This window comes from Streptomyces humicola (assembly GCF_024436035.1).
GTDB classification, from domain to species: Bacteria; Actinomycetota; Actinomycetes; order Streptomycetales; family Streptomycetaceae; genus Streptantibioticus_B; species Streptantibioticus_B humicola.
Map to the genome: position 1 here is coordinate 82,803 of NZ_JANFNG010000023.1, position 14,747 is coordinate 97,549.

Annotated in this window: 15 protein-coding genes; 7 read left to right on the plus strand and 8 right to left on the minus strand. The window is 72.4% G+C overall.

The window, feature by feature from the left end:
* Nucleotides 1-7 precede the first annotated feature (7 nt).
* Both NGB36_RS24285 and NGB36_RS24290 read left to right on the plus strand, forming a co-directional pair.
* Entirely contained in the window at nucleotides 8-340 is a 333-nt protein-coding gene (locus tag NGB36_RS24285) for a hypothetical protein (protein WP_255922576.1), read from the plus strand.
* Between the two features lie 195 nt (nucleotides 341-535).
* A complete protein-coding gene (locus NGB36_RS24290; protein WP_372509515.1) occupies nucleotides 536-1,042 on the plus strand; it encodes an ATP-binding protein in 507 nt (168 codons plus the stop codon).
* Between the two features lie 85 nt (nucleotides 1,043-1,127).
* Here NGB36_RS24290 and NGB36_RS24295 read toward each other — a convergent pair whose 3' ends face one another.
* The gene (locus NGB36_RS24295; RefSeq protein WP_255922578.1) at nucleotides 1,128-1,418 is read right to left on the minus strand and encodes an SHOCT domain-containing protein; all 291 of its coding nucleotides are present in this window, start codon (nucleotides 1,416-1,418) and stop codon (nucleotides 1,128-1,130) included.
* 171 nt (nucleotides 1,419-1,589) lie between these two features.
* Nucleotides 1,590-2,813, minus strand: a complete 1,224-nt coding sequence (locus NGB36_RS24300; RefSeq protein WP_255922579.1) for an ROK family protein — start codon at nucleotides 2,811-2,813, stop codon at nucleotides 1,590-1,592.
* 17 nt (nucleotides 2,814-2,830) lie between these two features.
* Here NGB36_RS24300 and NGB36_RS24305 point away from each other — a divergent pair, with 17 nt between their 5' ends.
* A complete protein-coding gene (locus NGB36_RS24305) occupies nucleotides 2,831-4,078 on the plus strand; it encodes an MFS transporter (protein WP_372509513.1) in 1,248 nt (415 codons plus the stop codon).
* 36 nt (nucleotides 4,079-4,114) lie between these two features.
* Complete coding sequence (locus tag NGB36_RS24310; protein WP_255922581.1) at nucleotides 4,115-4,582, plus strand: DUF4442 domain-containing protein; 468 nt, start codon at nucleotides 4,115-4,117, stop codon at nucleotides 4,580-4,582.
* 40 nt (nucleotides 4,583-4,622) lie between these two features.
* Here NGB36_RS24310 and NGB36_RS24315 read toward each other — a convergent pair whose 3' ends face one another.
* From NGB36_RS24315 to NGB36_RS24325, 3 genes are read right to left on the minus strand one after another with little or no spacing between them, the layout of a single operon-like run.
* Entirely contained in the window at nucleotides 4,623-5,288 is a 666-nt protein-coding gene (locus NGB36_RS24315; RefSeq protein WP_255922582.1) for a response regulator, read from the minus strand.
* Nucleotides 5,285-6,568, minus strand: a complete 1,284-nt coding sequence (locus NGB36_RS24320) for a sensor histidine kinase (protein WP_255922584.1) — start codon at nucleotides 6,566-6,568, stop codon at nucleotides 5,285-5,287. Before NGB36_RS24320 ends, NGB36_RS24315 begins: the two co-directional genes overlap by 4 nt.
* A gap of 57 nt (nucleotides 6,569-6,625) precedes the next feature.
* Nucleotides 6,626-7,369, minus strand: a complete 744-nt coding sequence (locus NGB36_RS24325; RefSeq protein WP_255922585.1) for a TetR/AcrR family transcriptional regulator — start codon at nucleotides 7,367-7,369, stop codon at nucleotides 6,626-6,628.
* Nucleotides 7,370-7,501: 132 nt separating this feature from the next.
* Between NGB36_RS24325 and NGB36_RS24330 the strand changes: the two genes are divergently transcribed.
* Entirely contained in the window at nucleotides 7,502-7,951 is a 450-nt protein-coding gene (locus NGB36_RS24330) for a nitroreductase family deazaflavin-dependent oxidoreductase (RefSeq protein WP_255922586.1), read from the plus strand.
* Nucleotides 7,952-7,981: 30 nt separating this feature from the next.
* Here the strand turns inward: NGB36_RS24330 and NGB36_RS24335 are convergent, their stop codons facing one another.
* On the minus strand, nucleotides 7,982-9,208 hold the full coding sequence (locus NGB36_RS24335; protein ID WP_255922587.1) for a geranylgeranyl reductase family protein: 1,227 nt from the start codon (nucleotides 9,206-9,208) through the stop codon (nucleotides 7,982-7,984).
* Nucleotides 9,209-9,342: 134 nt separating this feature from the next.
* Between NGB36_RS24335 and NGB36_RS24340 the strand changes: the two genes are divergently transcribed.
* Nucleotides 9,343-10,722 carry a dipeptidase gene (locus NGB36_RS24340; protein WP_255922589.1) on the plus strand — a complete coding sequence of 460 codons (1,380 nt, stop codon included), beginning with the start codon at nucleotides 9,343-9,345 and terminating at the stop codon, nucleotides 10,720-10,722.
* Between the two features lie 63 nt (nucleotides 10,723-10,785).
* On the opposite strand, the gene NGB36_RS24345 is transcribed toward NGB36_RS24340, so the two are convergent.
* A complete protein-coding gene (locus NGB36_RS24345; RefSeq protein WP_255922590.1) occupies nucleotides 10,786-11,820 on the minus strand; it encodes an NUDIX hydrolase in 1,035 nt (344 codons plus the stop codon).
* 164 nt (nucleotides 11,821-11,984) lie between these two features.
* A complete protein-coding gene (locus NGB36_RS24350; RefSeq protein WP_255922591.1) occupies nucleotides 11,985-13,010 on the minus strand; it encodes an ROK family protein in 1,026 nt (341 codons plus the stop codon).
* Between the two features lie 155 nt (nucleotides 13,011-13,165).
* Between NGB36_RS24350 and NGB36_RS24355 the strand changes: the two genes are divergently transcribed.
* Nucleotides 13,166-14,230 (plus strand): LacI family DNA-binding transcriptional regulator, encoded by a 1,065-nt coding sequence (locus NGB36_RS24355; RefSeq protein WP_372509514.1) that lies wholly within the window; start codon nucleotides 13,166-13,168, stop codon nucleotides 14,228-14,230.
* Nucleotides 14,231-14,747 lie beyond the last annotated feature (517 nt).

Here is a 14,747-nt window from a genome sequence, read left to right on the forward strand (position 1 = left end):
GTGCACCGTGGCGGAGTCCGATTTCAGCCTCAGCGGGGTCCAGATCAGAAGATGGCTGCGTTCACTGACCCGGGCGGGTGAGGTGCAAGTGGGTGAAGGGCGGCTGGTGTTGCGGACCAGCCGTGGCCAGGAGATCGACAGCGCCCCGCTGGCGACGGCGCATGCGAGCGCGCCACGCTGGTATCCGGCCAAGGGCCGGACCCGTGTGGTGCTCGACGGCAGGCATTATCTGCTGCGGCTCGGAGAAGCCGAGTCGGACGCGGCGCGGCGTTTCCTCGACGCGCTGGGCTCTGCACGCGGGCACGCCGGGCCGCCCGGACGGGGGCGTACACGGGGCTGAATCAGGGGGCTGAATCAGGAGGACTCCCCGCGCCGGGAGTTGCAGATTTCAGCTCGTGGGGTGACTCTGGTCACACACACGGAGTACATGCGTCGTCACCGTATGTATGTCCTGCTCAGGCTTTCCCATTCGAGCGGGCCGGGGCCGGGCCCCGGACACGAGGTCGGCCCCACCCCGGAGGGAGTCGTAGCCGTGATCACCCACCATCACACACGGCAGTGCTCGCTGGAACTGGAAGCACTGCCGCATCGGATCGGCCAGGTGCGCAGAATCGTCTCTGCAAAGCTCAGGTACTGGGATCTCCACCCGCTCATAGACGCCACGCTGCTCGGCATCACGGAACTGCTCGCCAACGTCCACCAGCACGCTCAGCCGGACAAACGCTGTTCCGTCGAGATGGTCTTCAGCAGCGGCCGGCTGACTGTCTCGGTGACCGACAACGACCCCAGGCCACCGCGGCTCGGCAGCCCCATCGAACCGCTCGCCACATCCGGGCGCGGCCTCGCGATGGTCGCCGCGGTCAGCGAGAGCTGGGGCACTCGGCCCAGCTCCGCCAACGGCAGCGGCAAAGCCGTGTGGTTCACCCTCTCCGCACCGGTCGTTCCACCTGCCGCCGCCCCCGCCGAAGCGGCTGTCCCCGCAGCGCTCACCATCAAGCGTCGCAGGACCCGACCGCAGGCCATCGCGGTCTCCCTCGCCTGACCGGCCCGACACCAGGCTGCGCGCGCGTCCGGGGCCCACTCCCCTCCGGGGCCGCGCGCAGCACACGCAGGGTGGGCCGGCCGGATCAGCGGCCGGGACCGGGCCGACTGCCGAACTCCTGGTCGAGCACGGACATCCGACGCCAGTACTCGTCCTCGTCGATCTCTCCCGCAGCGAACCTGCGGCCCAGCAGGGCGACCGGCGACTCCCCGGACGGCTGCGGCGGCCCGAAGCGGTTCCAGGGGCCGCGTCCCCGCCACACGGTGCGGCGCAGCAGCGTGACGACACCGAAGACGACCACCGCCCACACGAGCGGGACGAAGAGGATCCACGGACCCGGCCCGCCGTCGTGCCAAGGGCCTGCCAGCATGTTCATATCGGTCAACTCCTCGAAGGTTCCGGTCCGGTGCGGATCCGGGATCTCTCCCGGGTCGCTCCGGTTCTGACACCATCGAGAGTCGCCGTCCATCGCGCCCGCGTCGTCGTACGGCCGGTGCGACCTCGCATACCCCAGCGGAAGTACGCCCCGGGGTGCACCGCTACGCCACTACGTCGCGAGTGCGGCCAGCGGGTCGTCGAGGACCGGCTGCCAGGCGAGCTCGGCGGCGCCGACGAGGCTGTTGTGGTCGAGCGTGCACCCGAGGATCGGTACGGAGCCGCTGCGCCCCCACAGGCTGCGGTCGGCGACCACGGCGCGCAGCCGCTCGGGATCGGCGTCGAGAAGATGGCGGTGGAGCCCGCCGAGGACGATACGGTCGGGGTTGAACACGTTGACCAGGCCGGCGAGGCCGAGCCCGAGCCGGTCGATCAGCGCCTCCGCCGCAGCCCGGACCGAAGGGTCCGCGTACTCCTCGCGCAGCAGGGCAGCCGACTGGTACAGCAGCGAGACCTCGGGGCCGGGATCGCGCCCCGCGGCCTGGAGGAAGGCGAGCGGGTCGACCTCGACGTCCAGGCAGCCGCGCCCGCCGCAGTGGCAGGGCCGGCCCTCGGGGTTGACGGTGAGATGGCCGACCTCCAGGGCGAGACCGGAGCTTCCGGTGTGCAGCCGGCCGTCGAGCACCAGCGCACCGCCGACGCCGCGGTGCCCGGTGGCCACGACGAGCAGATGACGCGCGCCACGCCCCGCCCCGTGCCGGTGCTCGGCGAGCGCGGCGAGGTTGACGTCGTTCCCGACGAAGGAGGCCACCGGCACGCCGTCGGGGGTCGTGATGCCGTGCGCGAGGACCTGTTCGGCGAACACCTGCCGAACCGGTGCCCCTGCGGGCCAGGCGAGGTGCAGCGGGTTGAGGGCCGTTCCCTCGGGCTCGGCCACCGCTGACGGCACAGCCAGGCCTGCCCCCAGACAGCGCCGGCCCGTCGACTTCAGCAGATCGGCGCCTGCCTCGACGACGGCGCCGAGGACGTGCGCCGGGTCGGCGGGCACCGTCATGCAGCCGGGTGTGGTGGCGACGATGCGCCCGCCGAGCCCGACGAGCGCGGCCCGGAAGCCGTCGGAGTGCACCTGGGCGGCGAGGACGACAGGTCCGTCGGGGTTGACGTCGAGCCGGTGGGAGGGACGGCCCTGAGAACCGGCGACGACGGTGGGCCGGGTGTCCACCCGGATCAGACCGAGCACTTCCAGCTCGGCGGCGACCGCACCGGCGGTCGCGCGGGTCACTCCGAGCTCCGCGGTGAGCACGGCGCGGGTGGGAGCGCTGCCGGTGTGGACGAGCGTCAGGGCGGGACCTAGCGCCGAGCGCCCTCGTTCGAGCCTTGTACGGGTCTGCGTCACAGCCCTATTCTTACTTTGTGCCGAGCCGAAACAAAATACGGACTCCACGGGTCACCGACGACTGCGGCCCGTCCGGCGACGACACCTCTGCGGCCCGCTCCTTGACGGCACTGCGCATCGCCATCACCGCCTTCTTCGCCGTCGACGGTTTCACCTTCGCGGGCTGGGTGGTGCGCATTCCAGCCATCAAGAAGCAAGTGGGCGCATCCTCCGGCGCCTTGGGCCTCGCGCTGCTGGGTGTCTCCGCAGGCGCCGTGGCCACCATGGTCCTCACCGGGCACCTGTGCCGGCGCTTCGGCAGCCACAAGGTGACGGTGTGGTGCGCGATCCTGCTCGGGCTCAGCGTGGCGCTGCCCCCGCTCACCCATTCGGCGCTCGCGCTCGGTCTCGTCCTGCTGGTCTTCGGCGCGGCGTACGGCGGGCTCAATGTCGCCATGAACAGCGCCGCCGTCGATCTCGTCGCGGCGCTCCGACGGCCCGTCATGCCGGGCTTCCACGCCGCCTTCAGCTTCGGCGGCCTGGCAGGCGCGGGGCTCGGCGCGCTCCTCGCACCGCACCTGAGCCCCACGAGGCATCTGCTGCTCCTCACCCCGATCGCACTGCTGGCGACCACCGGTGCCGGGCGGATCCTGCTGACCCATCCGGCACCGGTCCATCCGGCACCGGTCCGTCCGGCACCGACTGAACAGTCACCGCCGCGTCCGGCACCGGCGCGGGGCGGGGTGAACAGGCTGGTCGTCGTCTTCGGCCTGATCGCCCTGTGCACCGCGTACGGCGAAGGTGCACTGGCCGACTGGAGCGCGCTGCACCTCACTCAAGACCTGCACAGCGGACCGGGGCTCGCGGCCGCCTCGTACGCACCGTTCGCCCTGGCGATGGCCGTCGGCCGGCTTACCGGCACCGCCCTGCTCGAACGCCTCGGCCGCACGCGCACGGTCGTGCTGGGCGGCGCGACGGCAGCGGCAGGAATGCTGGTCGGCGCGCTGGCGCCGTGGGTATGGCTGGTGTTCGCGGGGTTCGCGGTGACGGGACTGGGCCTGGCCAACGTCTTCCCGGTCGCCATCGCCCGGGCGGGCGCACTCGCCGGGCCCGGCGGGGTGGCCGCTGCTTCCACCCTCGGCTACGGCGGCATGCTGCTCGGCCCGCCGTCGATCGGATTCCTCGCCGAGGTGACGGGGCTGCCGATCGCGCTCACCACGGTCGCCCTGCTCGCGGCGACCGCGTCGGCGATCGCCCTTGCGGTGCGCGACGCCGGGCACCACTAGTTACCGGCGAGTAGCGAAGAATGCTAGCGTCGAAGCATGGCTCGTCGTTCCTTCACCCCCACCTCGCTGCGGCGCGCGATGAACCTGTGGCCGCCGTACCTGTGCACCGGGATCCGGGTGCTGGAGATCGCCGACGACTGGAGCACGGCACGCGTGCGGCTGCGGATGAACCGCTTCAACCGCAACTACGTGGGGACGCACTTCGGCGGGTCGCTGTTCGCCATGAGCGACCCGTTCTGGATGCTCCTGGTGATGCACCGTCTGGGCCGTGACTACCTCGTATGGGACAAGTCCGCCGAGATCGACTTCCTCGCGCCCGGCAGGGGCTCGGTGTTCGCCGAATTCACGCTGGCCGAGGAGCGGTTGGAGGAGATCAGAAAGCTGACGGAGGACGGCCGGAAGGCTCTGGTGTGGTTCGAGAACGACGTCGTGGGCTCCGACGGCGCCCTCGTCGCCCGGATCCGCAAGCAGCTGTACGTCCGGCGCAAGGGCGCCGCACGCTGACGGACACTGCCGGCTCCACCGGGCGCGCCGCCGCGCGCGTTCACCCCAACCAGCCGGGCCGGACCAGACCGGACTCGTACGCGAAGACGACGAGTTGGGCCCGGTCGCGAGCCCCGAGCTTGACCATGGCCCGGCTGACGTGCGTCTTCGCGGTCAGCGGGCTGACCACCAGGCGACGGGCGATCTCGTCGTTCGACAGCCCGATGCCGACCAGCGCCATCACCTCCCGCTCCCGCTCGGTGAGCTGCTCCAGGCCGGCCGCCATGGCGGGCTCCTTGGAGCGGGCGGCGAACTCCGCGATCAGGCGACGCGTCACACCGGGCGACAGCAGGGCATCCCCGGCCACGGCGGCCCGCACCGCACGCACCAGGTCGGCGGGTTCGGTGTCCTTGACCAGGAACCCGGTGGCTCCGGAGCGGATCGCCTCGAAGACGTACTCGTCGAGTTCAAAGGTGGTGAGGATGACCACCTTCACCCGGCCCAGTGCCGGGTCCTCGCTGATCCTTCGGGTCGCGGCGAGGCCGTCGAGCACCGGCATGCGGATGTCCATCAGAACGACGTCGGGCTCGAGACGGGAGACCTGACGCACCGCCTCCTCGCCGTCCGCGGCCTCTCCGACCACCTCGATGTCGTCCTGGGCGTCGAGCAGCGCACGGAAGCCGGCGCGCACGAGCACCTGGTCGTCCGCCAGCACCACCCTGGTCATCTCTCCTCCTGCAGGGGATCCCCGGACCTGCCGGGGACCCACACGCCACCCGTGCCGGGCACGGGCAGCCTCGCATCGACACGGAAGCCGCCGTCGTCGCGGGGGCCCGCGGTCACGGTGCCACCGAGCGCGGCGGCGCGCTCCCGCATGCCGACCAGGCCGTTTCCGCCGCCGCTCGTGCCGCCGGTGACGGCCGGCCCGTCGTCGTCCACCCGCAGTTCGACGGCGCCGGGCAGGTAGCCGATCAGCACCCGGGCGGTGCGGGCCTGCGAGTGCCGGATGATGTTTGTCAGCGCCTCCTGCACGATGCGGAACGCCGCCAGATCGGCGCCCGGCGGCAGCGGGCGCTCCTCGCCCTCCACCGTGATCTCGACGTCGAGTCCGGCGGCGGTGGCGTGGCCGGTGAGCTCGCGGAGGCGGCCGAGTCCGGGTGCCGGCTCGCGCGGTGCGGCGTCCTGCGCACGCAGCGTTCCCAGCACCTGCCGTACCTCGCCGAGCGCCTGCTTGCTCGCCGCCTTGATGGTCACCAGTGCGGTCCGGGCCTGTTCAGGGCGCTCGTCGATGAGTTCGAGCCCCACCCCTGCCTGCACGTTGATGACCGAGAGGCTGTGCGCGATGACATCGTGCAGCTCCCGGGCGATCCGCAGCCGTTCCTCGTCGGTGCGGCGGCGCTCGGCCTCCGCGCGCTCACGGCGCATGCGGGCGAACTGCTCGCGCCGCACCCTCACCAGTTCCGTCGCCGCTCCCAGGACGAAGAGCCAGCAGGCGATGCCCCATTCCGGGCCCCACGCGGCAGGCGCGCTTCCGGGTGGCGGCAACCACCGGTAGAGCCAGTGGCCGATGAGCAGATGGCCTGCGTAGACGATGCCCATCCCGATCCACGCGTCGCGCCGCCGTCCACGGATGATCGCGGAGTAGACGGCCACGATCAGGCTGAGGAAGACGGGCCCGTACGGAAAGCCGGCGGCGATGTAGATCACAATCGCGGCTGCCGTCCCGTAGACGGCGAGACCGGGCGCCCGCTGCCGCACGGCCAGGAACGCGGGGCCGATCAGCAGCAGGAGGTAGCCGAGGGCATCGAGGTGCACCCGGCCGGTCTGGTGGCGTCCGACGGCGGTGGAGCCGATCAGCTGCGCGAACGCGACGGCCAGCGATGACACCACAGGGAACCGGCGTGCGTCGCGCCGCCGGCCGCGCAGCCATGGAGGACCGCCCCAGTACGGCCTGCCGCCGTCCCATGGGTGCTCCGTGCCCACCGGGGGCGGCTGCTCCTCGCGCATGGCGCCACGCTAACCGCCTCAGGGACGGCCGGCGTCACTCCGCAGCAGTGATCGTCCCTACTCCCGCGGGAGTAGCCGCCCGTGAGCTCCATGAGTCCCGTGGGCGGATGACAGGCCCACCTGATGGGCGAGCGCGGCACACGAGTGGTCGAAGAACTCGTCACGGGCCTCGACAACGTTGTTGAAATGGCCGAACACCTCGAAGCCGACGAGCCCGAACAGCTGCGACCAGGCGGCGGTGAGCCCCGCTATCACGGGCTGCGGAAGATCGGCGGCGAGTTCGGCGGCGATCCGCTCCACATCGGTGCGCACGCCGGGCGGCAGCGGGCCGTCCGCGGGCTCACCGAGTTCGCCGTCCTCCTGGGCGTCGAGGGCGACGGCGAGCAGCGCCCGGCCCACTCGGGCGGCGGGGGCTGCGGTGTCCCGCGGGGCGGTGTAGCCGGGCACGGGCGAGCCGTAGATCAGGGCGTACTCGTGCGGATGGGCCAGCGCCCAGCGGCGAACCGCCTGGCACACGGCCCGCCAGCGGTCGGCAGGTGGTACTCCCTTCGATTCGGCGAGAGCCGCCTCCGCTGCCTCGCCGAGAGCGTTGTAGGCGTCGATGATCAGCGCGGTGAGCAAGTCGTCGCGGCTGGGGAAGTAGCGGTAGAGCGCCGAGGAGACCATGCCGAGCTCGCGGGCGACGGCCCGCAGCGAGAGCCGGGCGGCGCCTTCGGCCGCCAGCTGCCGTCTCGCCTCGTCCTTGATGGCGGCTGTGACCTCGATTCGCGCTCGTTGCCTGGCTCCTCGGATGACGCTCATGCCGGAAGTCTGCCATCGACCGGATCAGCAATCAACAACGTGAGCAGTGCTCTTGCGAAGGCGGGTGCAGGGTGTCAGACTGATCTGGAACGAGAGCACCGCTCACACTTACCTAGCCCACTGGGGTCCGCCATGACTCAGCACGTCCAGAAGCCCGGCTGGTTCACCGTCAATGTCCTCAACCGCACGGTCGCGCTGCTCACCGAGCGCGGGATCAGCCTGCGCGGGTCCCGAGTGCTCGCCGTGCGCGGCCGCAAGACGGGGGAATGGCGGCACACACCGGTCAACCCCCTCACGCTCGACGGGGCCCAGTACCTCGTGGCAGCCCGCGGTCACGTGCAGTGGACACACAACATGCGGGCGGCGGGCGGCGGCGAGCTCCGACTTGGCAAGAAGGTCGACGCCTTCACTGCCGTGGAGGTCCCGGACGACGAGAAGCCGGACATACTGCGGGCCTACCTGAAGCGGTGGAAGGCAGAGGTCGGCGCCTTCTTCGGCGGCGTCGGCCCCGACTCCTCCGACGAGGAGCTGCGCCGCATAGCGCCCGACCACCCCGTCTTCCGGATAACCACGGTCGGATGACCGCGGTGTCGCAGTGACGGCGCGGCCCTGCTAGGCGCGTTCGACGCTCGACAACGCGCGGCCCGCGAGCGGATGGGTGCGCACCAGCTCCGCCAGCGTGGTCGTGCCACGGGTGATCCTCGTGAAGGCGTGCCATGCAGGCGGGAAGGCCGTCAGGGCTGCGTGGAGCACGCCGGGGCGCCGCTCGAAGAGCGTCAGCATCCTGCGGCCCACCGCCATCTCCACGCCGAGCCCGGCCTTCACCGCGAACGCATAGTTGAGGGCCTGGCGGCGAGCGTCCACAGCGTCCTGGGCCTCGGCGATCTGTACCGCCCACTCCCCCGCGAGCCGGCCGGAACGCAGCGCGTACGAGATGCCCTCCCGGGTCCAGGGCTCCAGCAGCCCGGCCGCGTCGCCGCAGACCAGCACCCTGCCGCGGGAGAGGGGGGAGTCGTCCGCGCGGCAACGCGTCAAGTGGCCGGAGGAGATGCTGGGTTCGAATCCGGCGAGGCCGAGCCGGGCGGTGAAGTCCTCGAGGTAGCGCTTGGTCGCCTCGCCCTCGCCGCGCGCCGAGATCACCCCGACCGTGAGGGAGTCGCCCTTGGGGAAGACCCATCCGTAACTGCCGGGCAGCGGGCCCCAGTCGATCAGAATCCGTCCCGCCCAGTCCTCGGCGACCGACGGCGGTACCGGGATCTCCGTCTCCAGGCCGAGATCCACCTGGTCGAGCTTGACGCCGACATGGGCTCCTATGCGGCTCGCGCTGCCGTCCGCGCCGACGACGGCCCGGGCGAGCACCATCTCCCCGGAGTTGAGCACGACGGCGACGGTCCTGCGGTCCGGGACGGCCGGACCGTGCTGCTCGACGCGCGAGACGGCGGCTCCGGTTCGCACCTCGACCCCCGCGCGCTTGGCCGCCTCGACCAGACCTGCGTCGAACTCCGGGCGGTTGATCAGCCCGAAGAGCATCTGACGGGAGCGGCGGGTGCGGGTGAGCCGTCCGTTGAGGCTGAACGTGACCGCGTGCACCCGGTCGCGCAACGGCAGCTCGAAACCGGGCGGCAGGGCGTCGCGGGACGGGCCGATGATGCCGCCGCCGCAGGTCTTGTAGCGCGGCAGCTCGGCCTTCTCCAGGAGCAGCACCCGGCGCCCGGCGGCGGCCGCCGCATGCGCCGCGCTCGCCCCGGCCGGCCCGGCGCCGACCACGACGACGTCCCACACGGTGGTGTCCCCGCTCTCCGCCGTCCCGCCGTTCCCCCGTGCGTCGTCGCTGCTCACGTGTGCGTCCGCTCCCGTTCGTCTTGCCGCCTCCCCGCATCCTAAGGCGCCCTCTCCGCGGAGTCGCTGTGGGACCATCGGGGTGACGATCACGGCGTCCATCCGTGATCACAACCGCACCCGAAGGAGCGCTCATGTACCAGGCCCGGCCAACCGCACTCGCCGAGTCGGTCGCCGCCCTGATGCCGAGGGCGAGGAGCGAACTCGCCGAGCTGGTGTCGTACCGCTCGGTCGCGGATCCGCGGCAGTTCCCGGTCGGCGAGTGCGAGAAGGCCGCACGCTGGGTGGCGGACGCCCTGCGGGCGGAGGGCTTCGGTGACGTGGCGCTGCTCGACACCCCCGACGGCACCCAGTCCGTCTACGGCCGGCTCGCCGGGCCTGAGGGTGCGCCGACGGTCCTGCTCTACGCCCACTACGACGTGCAGCCCCCGCTCGACGAAGGGGCCTGGCTCTCCCCCCCGTTCCAGCTCACCGAGCGCGACGGCCGGTGGTACGGGCGGGGCGCGGCCGACTGCAAGGGCGGCATCCTGATGCACCTCACCGCGCTGCGCGCCCTGCGGGAGAACGGTGGGGTCCCCGTCTCGGTGAAGGTGATCGCCGAGGGGTCCGAGGAACAGGCCACAGGCGGTCTCGAACGGTACGCCGAGGCCCACCCCGAACTGCTCACCGCCGACGCGATCGTCATCGGCGACACCGGGAACTTCCGCGTCGGCCTGCCCACCGTCACCGCGACCCTGCGCGGCATGACGATGGTGGAGGTGAGCGTCGAGACGCTCGAAGCCAATCTGCACTCGGGCCAGTTCGGCGGCGCCGCCCCCGACGCTTTGGCCGCGCTCATCCGCATCCTCGACTCGCTGCGCGACGAGTCCGGGGCCACCACGGTCAACGGACTTCAGGAGCAGGAGGCGTGGAACGGACTGCAGTACGACGAAGACGCCTTCCGCAGCGACGCCAAGGTGCTCGACGGGGTCGGCCTCATAGGCACCGGCACCATCGCCGACCGCCTGTGGGCCCGGCCTGCAGTGACCGTGCTCGGCATCGACTGCCCGCCGGTCGTGGGTGCCACCCCGTCGGTGCACGCGAGCGCGCGGGCACTGGTGAGCCTGCGGGTCCCCCCGGGCCTGGACGCCGCCGAGGCGCAGAAGGCCCTGACGGCGCACATGGAAGCGGCGGCGCCGTGGGGTGCGCGGGTCGAGGTCACGCCGCGCGGCCAGGGCCAGCCGTTCCGGGCCGACACCTCCAGCCCCGCCTACGAGGCGATGGGCGATGCACTGCAGACGGCGTACGACGGCGCCGAGATGCAGGTCGCGGGCCAGGGCGGTTCGATTCCGCTGTGCAACACGCTGGCCTCGCTCTACCCGCAGGCGGAGATTCTGCTGATCGGTCTCAGCGAGCCCGATGCGCAGATCCACGCGGCCAACGAGAGCGTGTCGCCCCAGGAGTTGGAACGGCTCTCGCTCGCCGAGGCGCTCTTCCTCGTCAACTACGCGCGCGGCAAGGCCAAGGCCGCCTGAGCTCCGGTGGCGACGGGCACCGGCGGCGCAGCAGCCGGTGCCCGCGGGGCCCGCGGACGGGCGTCACTCGACCGGTTCGCCCGCCTCGAGGTTGAAGGCCCGGCCACGCTCGCGGGCGCGCAGCGCCCAGTGCAAGCGGGCGTAGCGCTCCTTGGGCAGCAGCGAGGCCGCCTCGTCCTCGGTGACGAAGCGGAAGTCCCGCAGTTCGGCCGCGGGCAGCAGCAACCGCCCGCCGTCCGCGGCCGAGAGCAGACCGCCGTCGAAGAGCATCCGCACGCCGCCGAAAGCGGGAGGCCTCGGCGGTTCCCAGTCCACGACGAGAAGCCGCAGGCCTTGCCCGAGCTGCAGCCCCAGTTCCTCGGCGACCTCTCGCACTCCGGCGCGCGCCGGCGGTTCGCCGCGCTCCACGACCCCGCCGGGGAACTCCCAGCCGGGCTTGTAGGTCGGATCCACGAGCAGTACGCGCTCCTGCTCGTCGAAGAGGAGCACCCCGGCCGCCACGGTCTCGCCCGTCGGCTCGGGGGTCTGCACGATGCCGCAGGCGCCGGCGCCCTCCCGTACGGCTGCCGCGGCACGCTCCGCCGCCTCACGCGGGGTGAGGGCGCTGGTGTCGATGACGTAGGCGTCACCCGTCAACCAGGGCAGGGCGGTGCGGTAGGCGGCCAGATGGTCCAGGCACCAGTGGCGTACCGCAGCACTGGCGTCCGGGTCGCCCGGCACCTCCTCGCGGTGCTTGATCCGCTCACGCAGGATCGTTTCCTCAACGTCCAGCAGCACATGCCGCACGGGAATGCCACGAGAGGCGAGCCCCCCGAAGATCCCGTCCCGGTACTCCTGGCGCAGCAGCGTCATCGGCACCACGAGCGGTCCGCCGACCTCCATCAGAAGAGCCGCGGCGGCGTCCGCGACGAGCCTCCGCCATGACGGGAGGTCCTGGTAGTCGTCGACCTCCCCGAGCCGCTTCTCAGGGAGCAGCCGCCGCAGGCCGCGGCCGATCAGCTCCGGGTCGTACAGGGTGCTGCCGGGTATCAGGTCGAGCAGTTCGCACGCGGTACTGGTCTTCCCCGCGCCGAACGCCCCGTTCAGCCAGACGATCACGGTGCCCCCTCCTCGGTCGCGCCCCCTATGAAGTGCCCGGAGCGCCCGGTTGTGCAAACGCATGAGCGGGCGCGTACGGCGCGCGTCCGTCGGTACGCACACGGCGCACAAGCCGTCGCGGCCCCGCCGGCATGCGCCTGACGGTACCCCTGCGGCCGGTGACTCTACGCGCTGAGCACCGCGCGTGGACCGCCCGCCAGACCGTAGGGCCCGGCCGACGGCGGCACGAGGGGGGCGGCGAAGGCCGCGGCCGCCGCCCCGACCAGGCCCGCATCCGTGCCCAGTTGAGCCGGGACCACCTTCACTCCCGCGGCGAACGACAAGGTGGCGTAGCGGCGGAGCTGCTCGCGCAACGGCCCGAACAGCAGCTCGCCCGCGCCGGCGACACCCCCGCCGACCACCGCGACCTGGATCTCGACCAGCGTCGCTGCCGCCGCGATCCCGGCGGCCAGGGCCTGAGCGGCACGTACGAAGGACGCCCTTGCCACCGGATCCCCGGCCCGTGCGGATTCCGCCACCGCCGCCGCGGTCGCCTCCACGCCTTCCGGTGGACGCCACCCGCCGTCCAGTGCGCGGCGGGCGATGTTGGGGCCGCTGGCGATGCGTTCCACGCAGCCGCGGGCGCCGCAAGGACAGGGATCCCCGTCCAAGTCCACGCTGATATGGCCGATGTGGCCGGCGTTACCGGTGGGACCGGGATGCAGCACCCCGCCCAGGACGAAACCTCCGCCGACTCCCGTGGAGACGACCATGCACAGCGCGTTGTCGTAGCCGCGCGCCGCGCCCTGCCAGTGCTCGGCGGCCGTGATGGCGACGCCGTCCCCCGTCAGCACCACCGGCAGGCCGCCGGTCGCCTCACGCACCCGCTGGACGAGCGGGAAGTCGCGCCAGCCGGGAACGTTGACCGGGCTCACGGTGCCGGACGAGGCATCCACGGGGCCGGCACTGCCGATGCCGACGGCCGTCGCCAGCGGCCTGCGCGGGTCGGCCGCCAGTTCGCCGATCACCTCTGACACCGCACGCATCACGGATTCGGCGTCCTCCGCCGCCGGGGTCGGCCGCTGCGCGCGCACCAGCAGCGTCCCGCGGTCGTCGACCAGGGCCCCGGCAATCTTCGTACCGCCGATGTCCAGCGCCACGACAAGCCCATCGGTGGCGGCTGTCCGCGCGGCGGCGGCTTCGATCTGCATCGGTCCGGTGTCTCCCTTGTCCGCGGTGCGCTCCCGGCGTGGAGTGCGTCCAGTGGGCAGTCCATTGGGCAATGGCGAGCCGAGAGTAGTGTTCCCCTTTGTTGACAACGTTGTCCAGTCCTTAGGCTCAGGTGCCCGCGCACCCTACGACAGGAATGCCGCCCGTGCCCGAGTACCACGCAGCAGCCCGAACCATGCCGTCCGCACGCTACGGCAGCCGACCGACGATGAAGGACGTCGCCGCCCGTGCCGGCGTGGGCCTGAAGACCGTATCGCGCGTCGTCAACGGCGAACCGGGGGTCACCCCCGAGACCGAGGCGCGGGTTCGCTCCGCCATCGACGCACTCGGCTTCCGCCGCAACGACAGCGCGCGCATTCTGCGCAAGGGGCGCACGGCCAGCATCGGCCTGGTGCTGGAGGACCTCGCGGACCCGTTCTACTCGCCGCTCAGCCGCGCGGTCGAGGAGGTCGCGCGTGCCAACGGCAGCCTGCTTTTCGCGGGATCGAGCGCGGAGGTCCCGGAACGGGAGCAGGAGCTTGCGCTGGCACTGTGCGCGAGGCGGGTCGACGGGCTGGTGATCGTTCCCGCCAGCGACGACCACCGCTATCTCGAACCCGAGATGGCGGCCGGTATCGCGACCGTGTTCGTCGACCGACCCGCCGGGAAGATCGACGCGGACGTCGTACTCACCGACAACGCGGGTGGTGCGCGCGAGGCCGTGGCACACCTGATCGCCCACGGGCACCGCCGTATCGCCTTCATCGGCGACCGCCCGCACATCCACACCGCGGGCGAGCGCTTGCGCGGCTACCGCGAGGCGATGGCCGACGCGGGGCTTCCGGTGGCGCCGGACTGGGTGTCGATGGGGCCGACGACGCCGGATCACGTCCGAGCGGAGCTGGCCCGCCTACTGGGCGGGACGGAACCGGTCACCGCGATCTTCTCCGGCAACAACCGCGTGACGGTCACGGCGGTGCGGGTACTGGCCGAGCACGTCCGCCCGGTCGCGCTCGTCGGCTTCGACGACTTCGAACTCGCCGACCTGCTGCGCCCCGGCGTGACGGTGATAGCCCAGGACCCGGCGCGGCTCGGGCGGACCGCGGCGGAGCTGCTGTTCCGGCGGCTGGACGGCGTGAGCGAGGCACCGCGCCGCGTCGAGCTCCCCGGGACGTTGATCGCCCGAGGATCCGGCGAGATCCCGCCCTCGTTGGCCCCGTGACCGCGCCGGTCACGCGCGCCCGCCGCTGCGCCCCGCCGGCCCGCTGGCGTGATTGGTCCGGTCGCGTGTCTGGGGTCGCGTTGCGCCGTGGCGTCGTTGGGGGGTCGGCGCCGCTGTGGGGTGCCTCCTCGGCGCTCGAACGTCACGTGGCCTGCGTGTGCGCCGCGCGGCCGTTCTCGTCGCCTGCGGGGCCACCCCTGCAGGTCCCCTCCCATGCCGTCGGGCGGCTGCGGGCCGGTGGCACCTTCCGCCGACACCTCTGTGCGCGGGAGCGCATGAGAATGAACTCTCCCGTGCCGCCGGGCGGCAGGCGCGCAACCGGCCCGGGAGGGGGCGCGCAGGGGTGTCCCCACAGGCGACGAGAACAATTCCACGGTCAGTGTCCGCACGAGGTGACGTTCGAGCGCCGAGGAGACACCCCACAGCGGCGCCCCCCCCCCCCCCCCCCCCCCCCCCCCCCCGCCCCCCCCCCCCCCCCCCCCCCCCCCCCCCCCCCCCCCCCCCCCCCCCCCCCCCC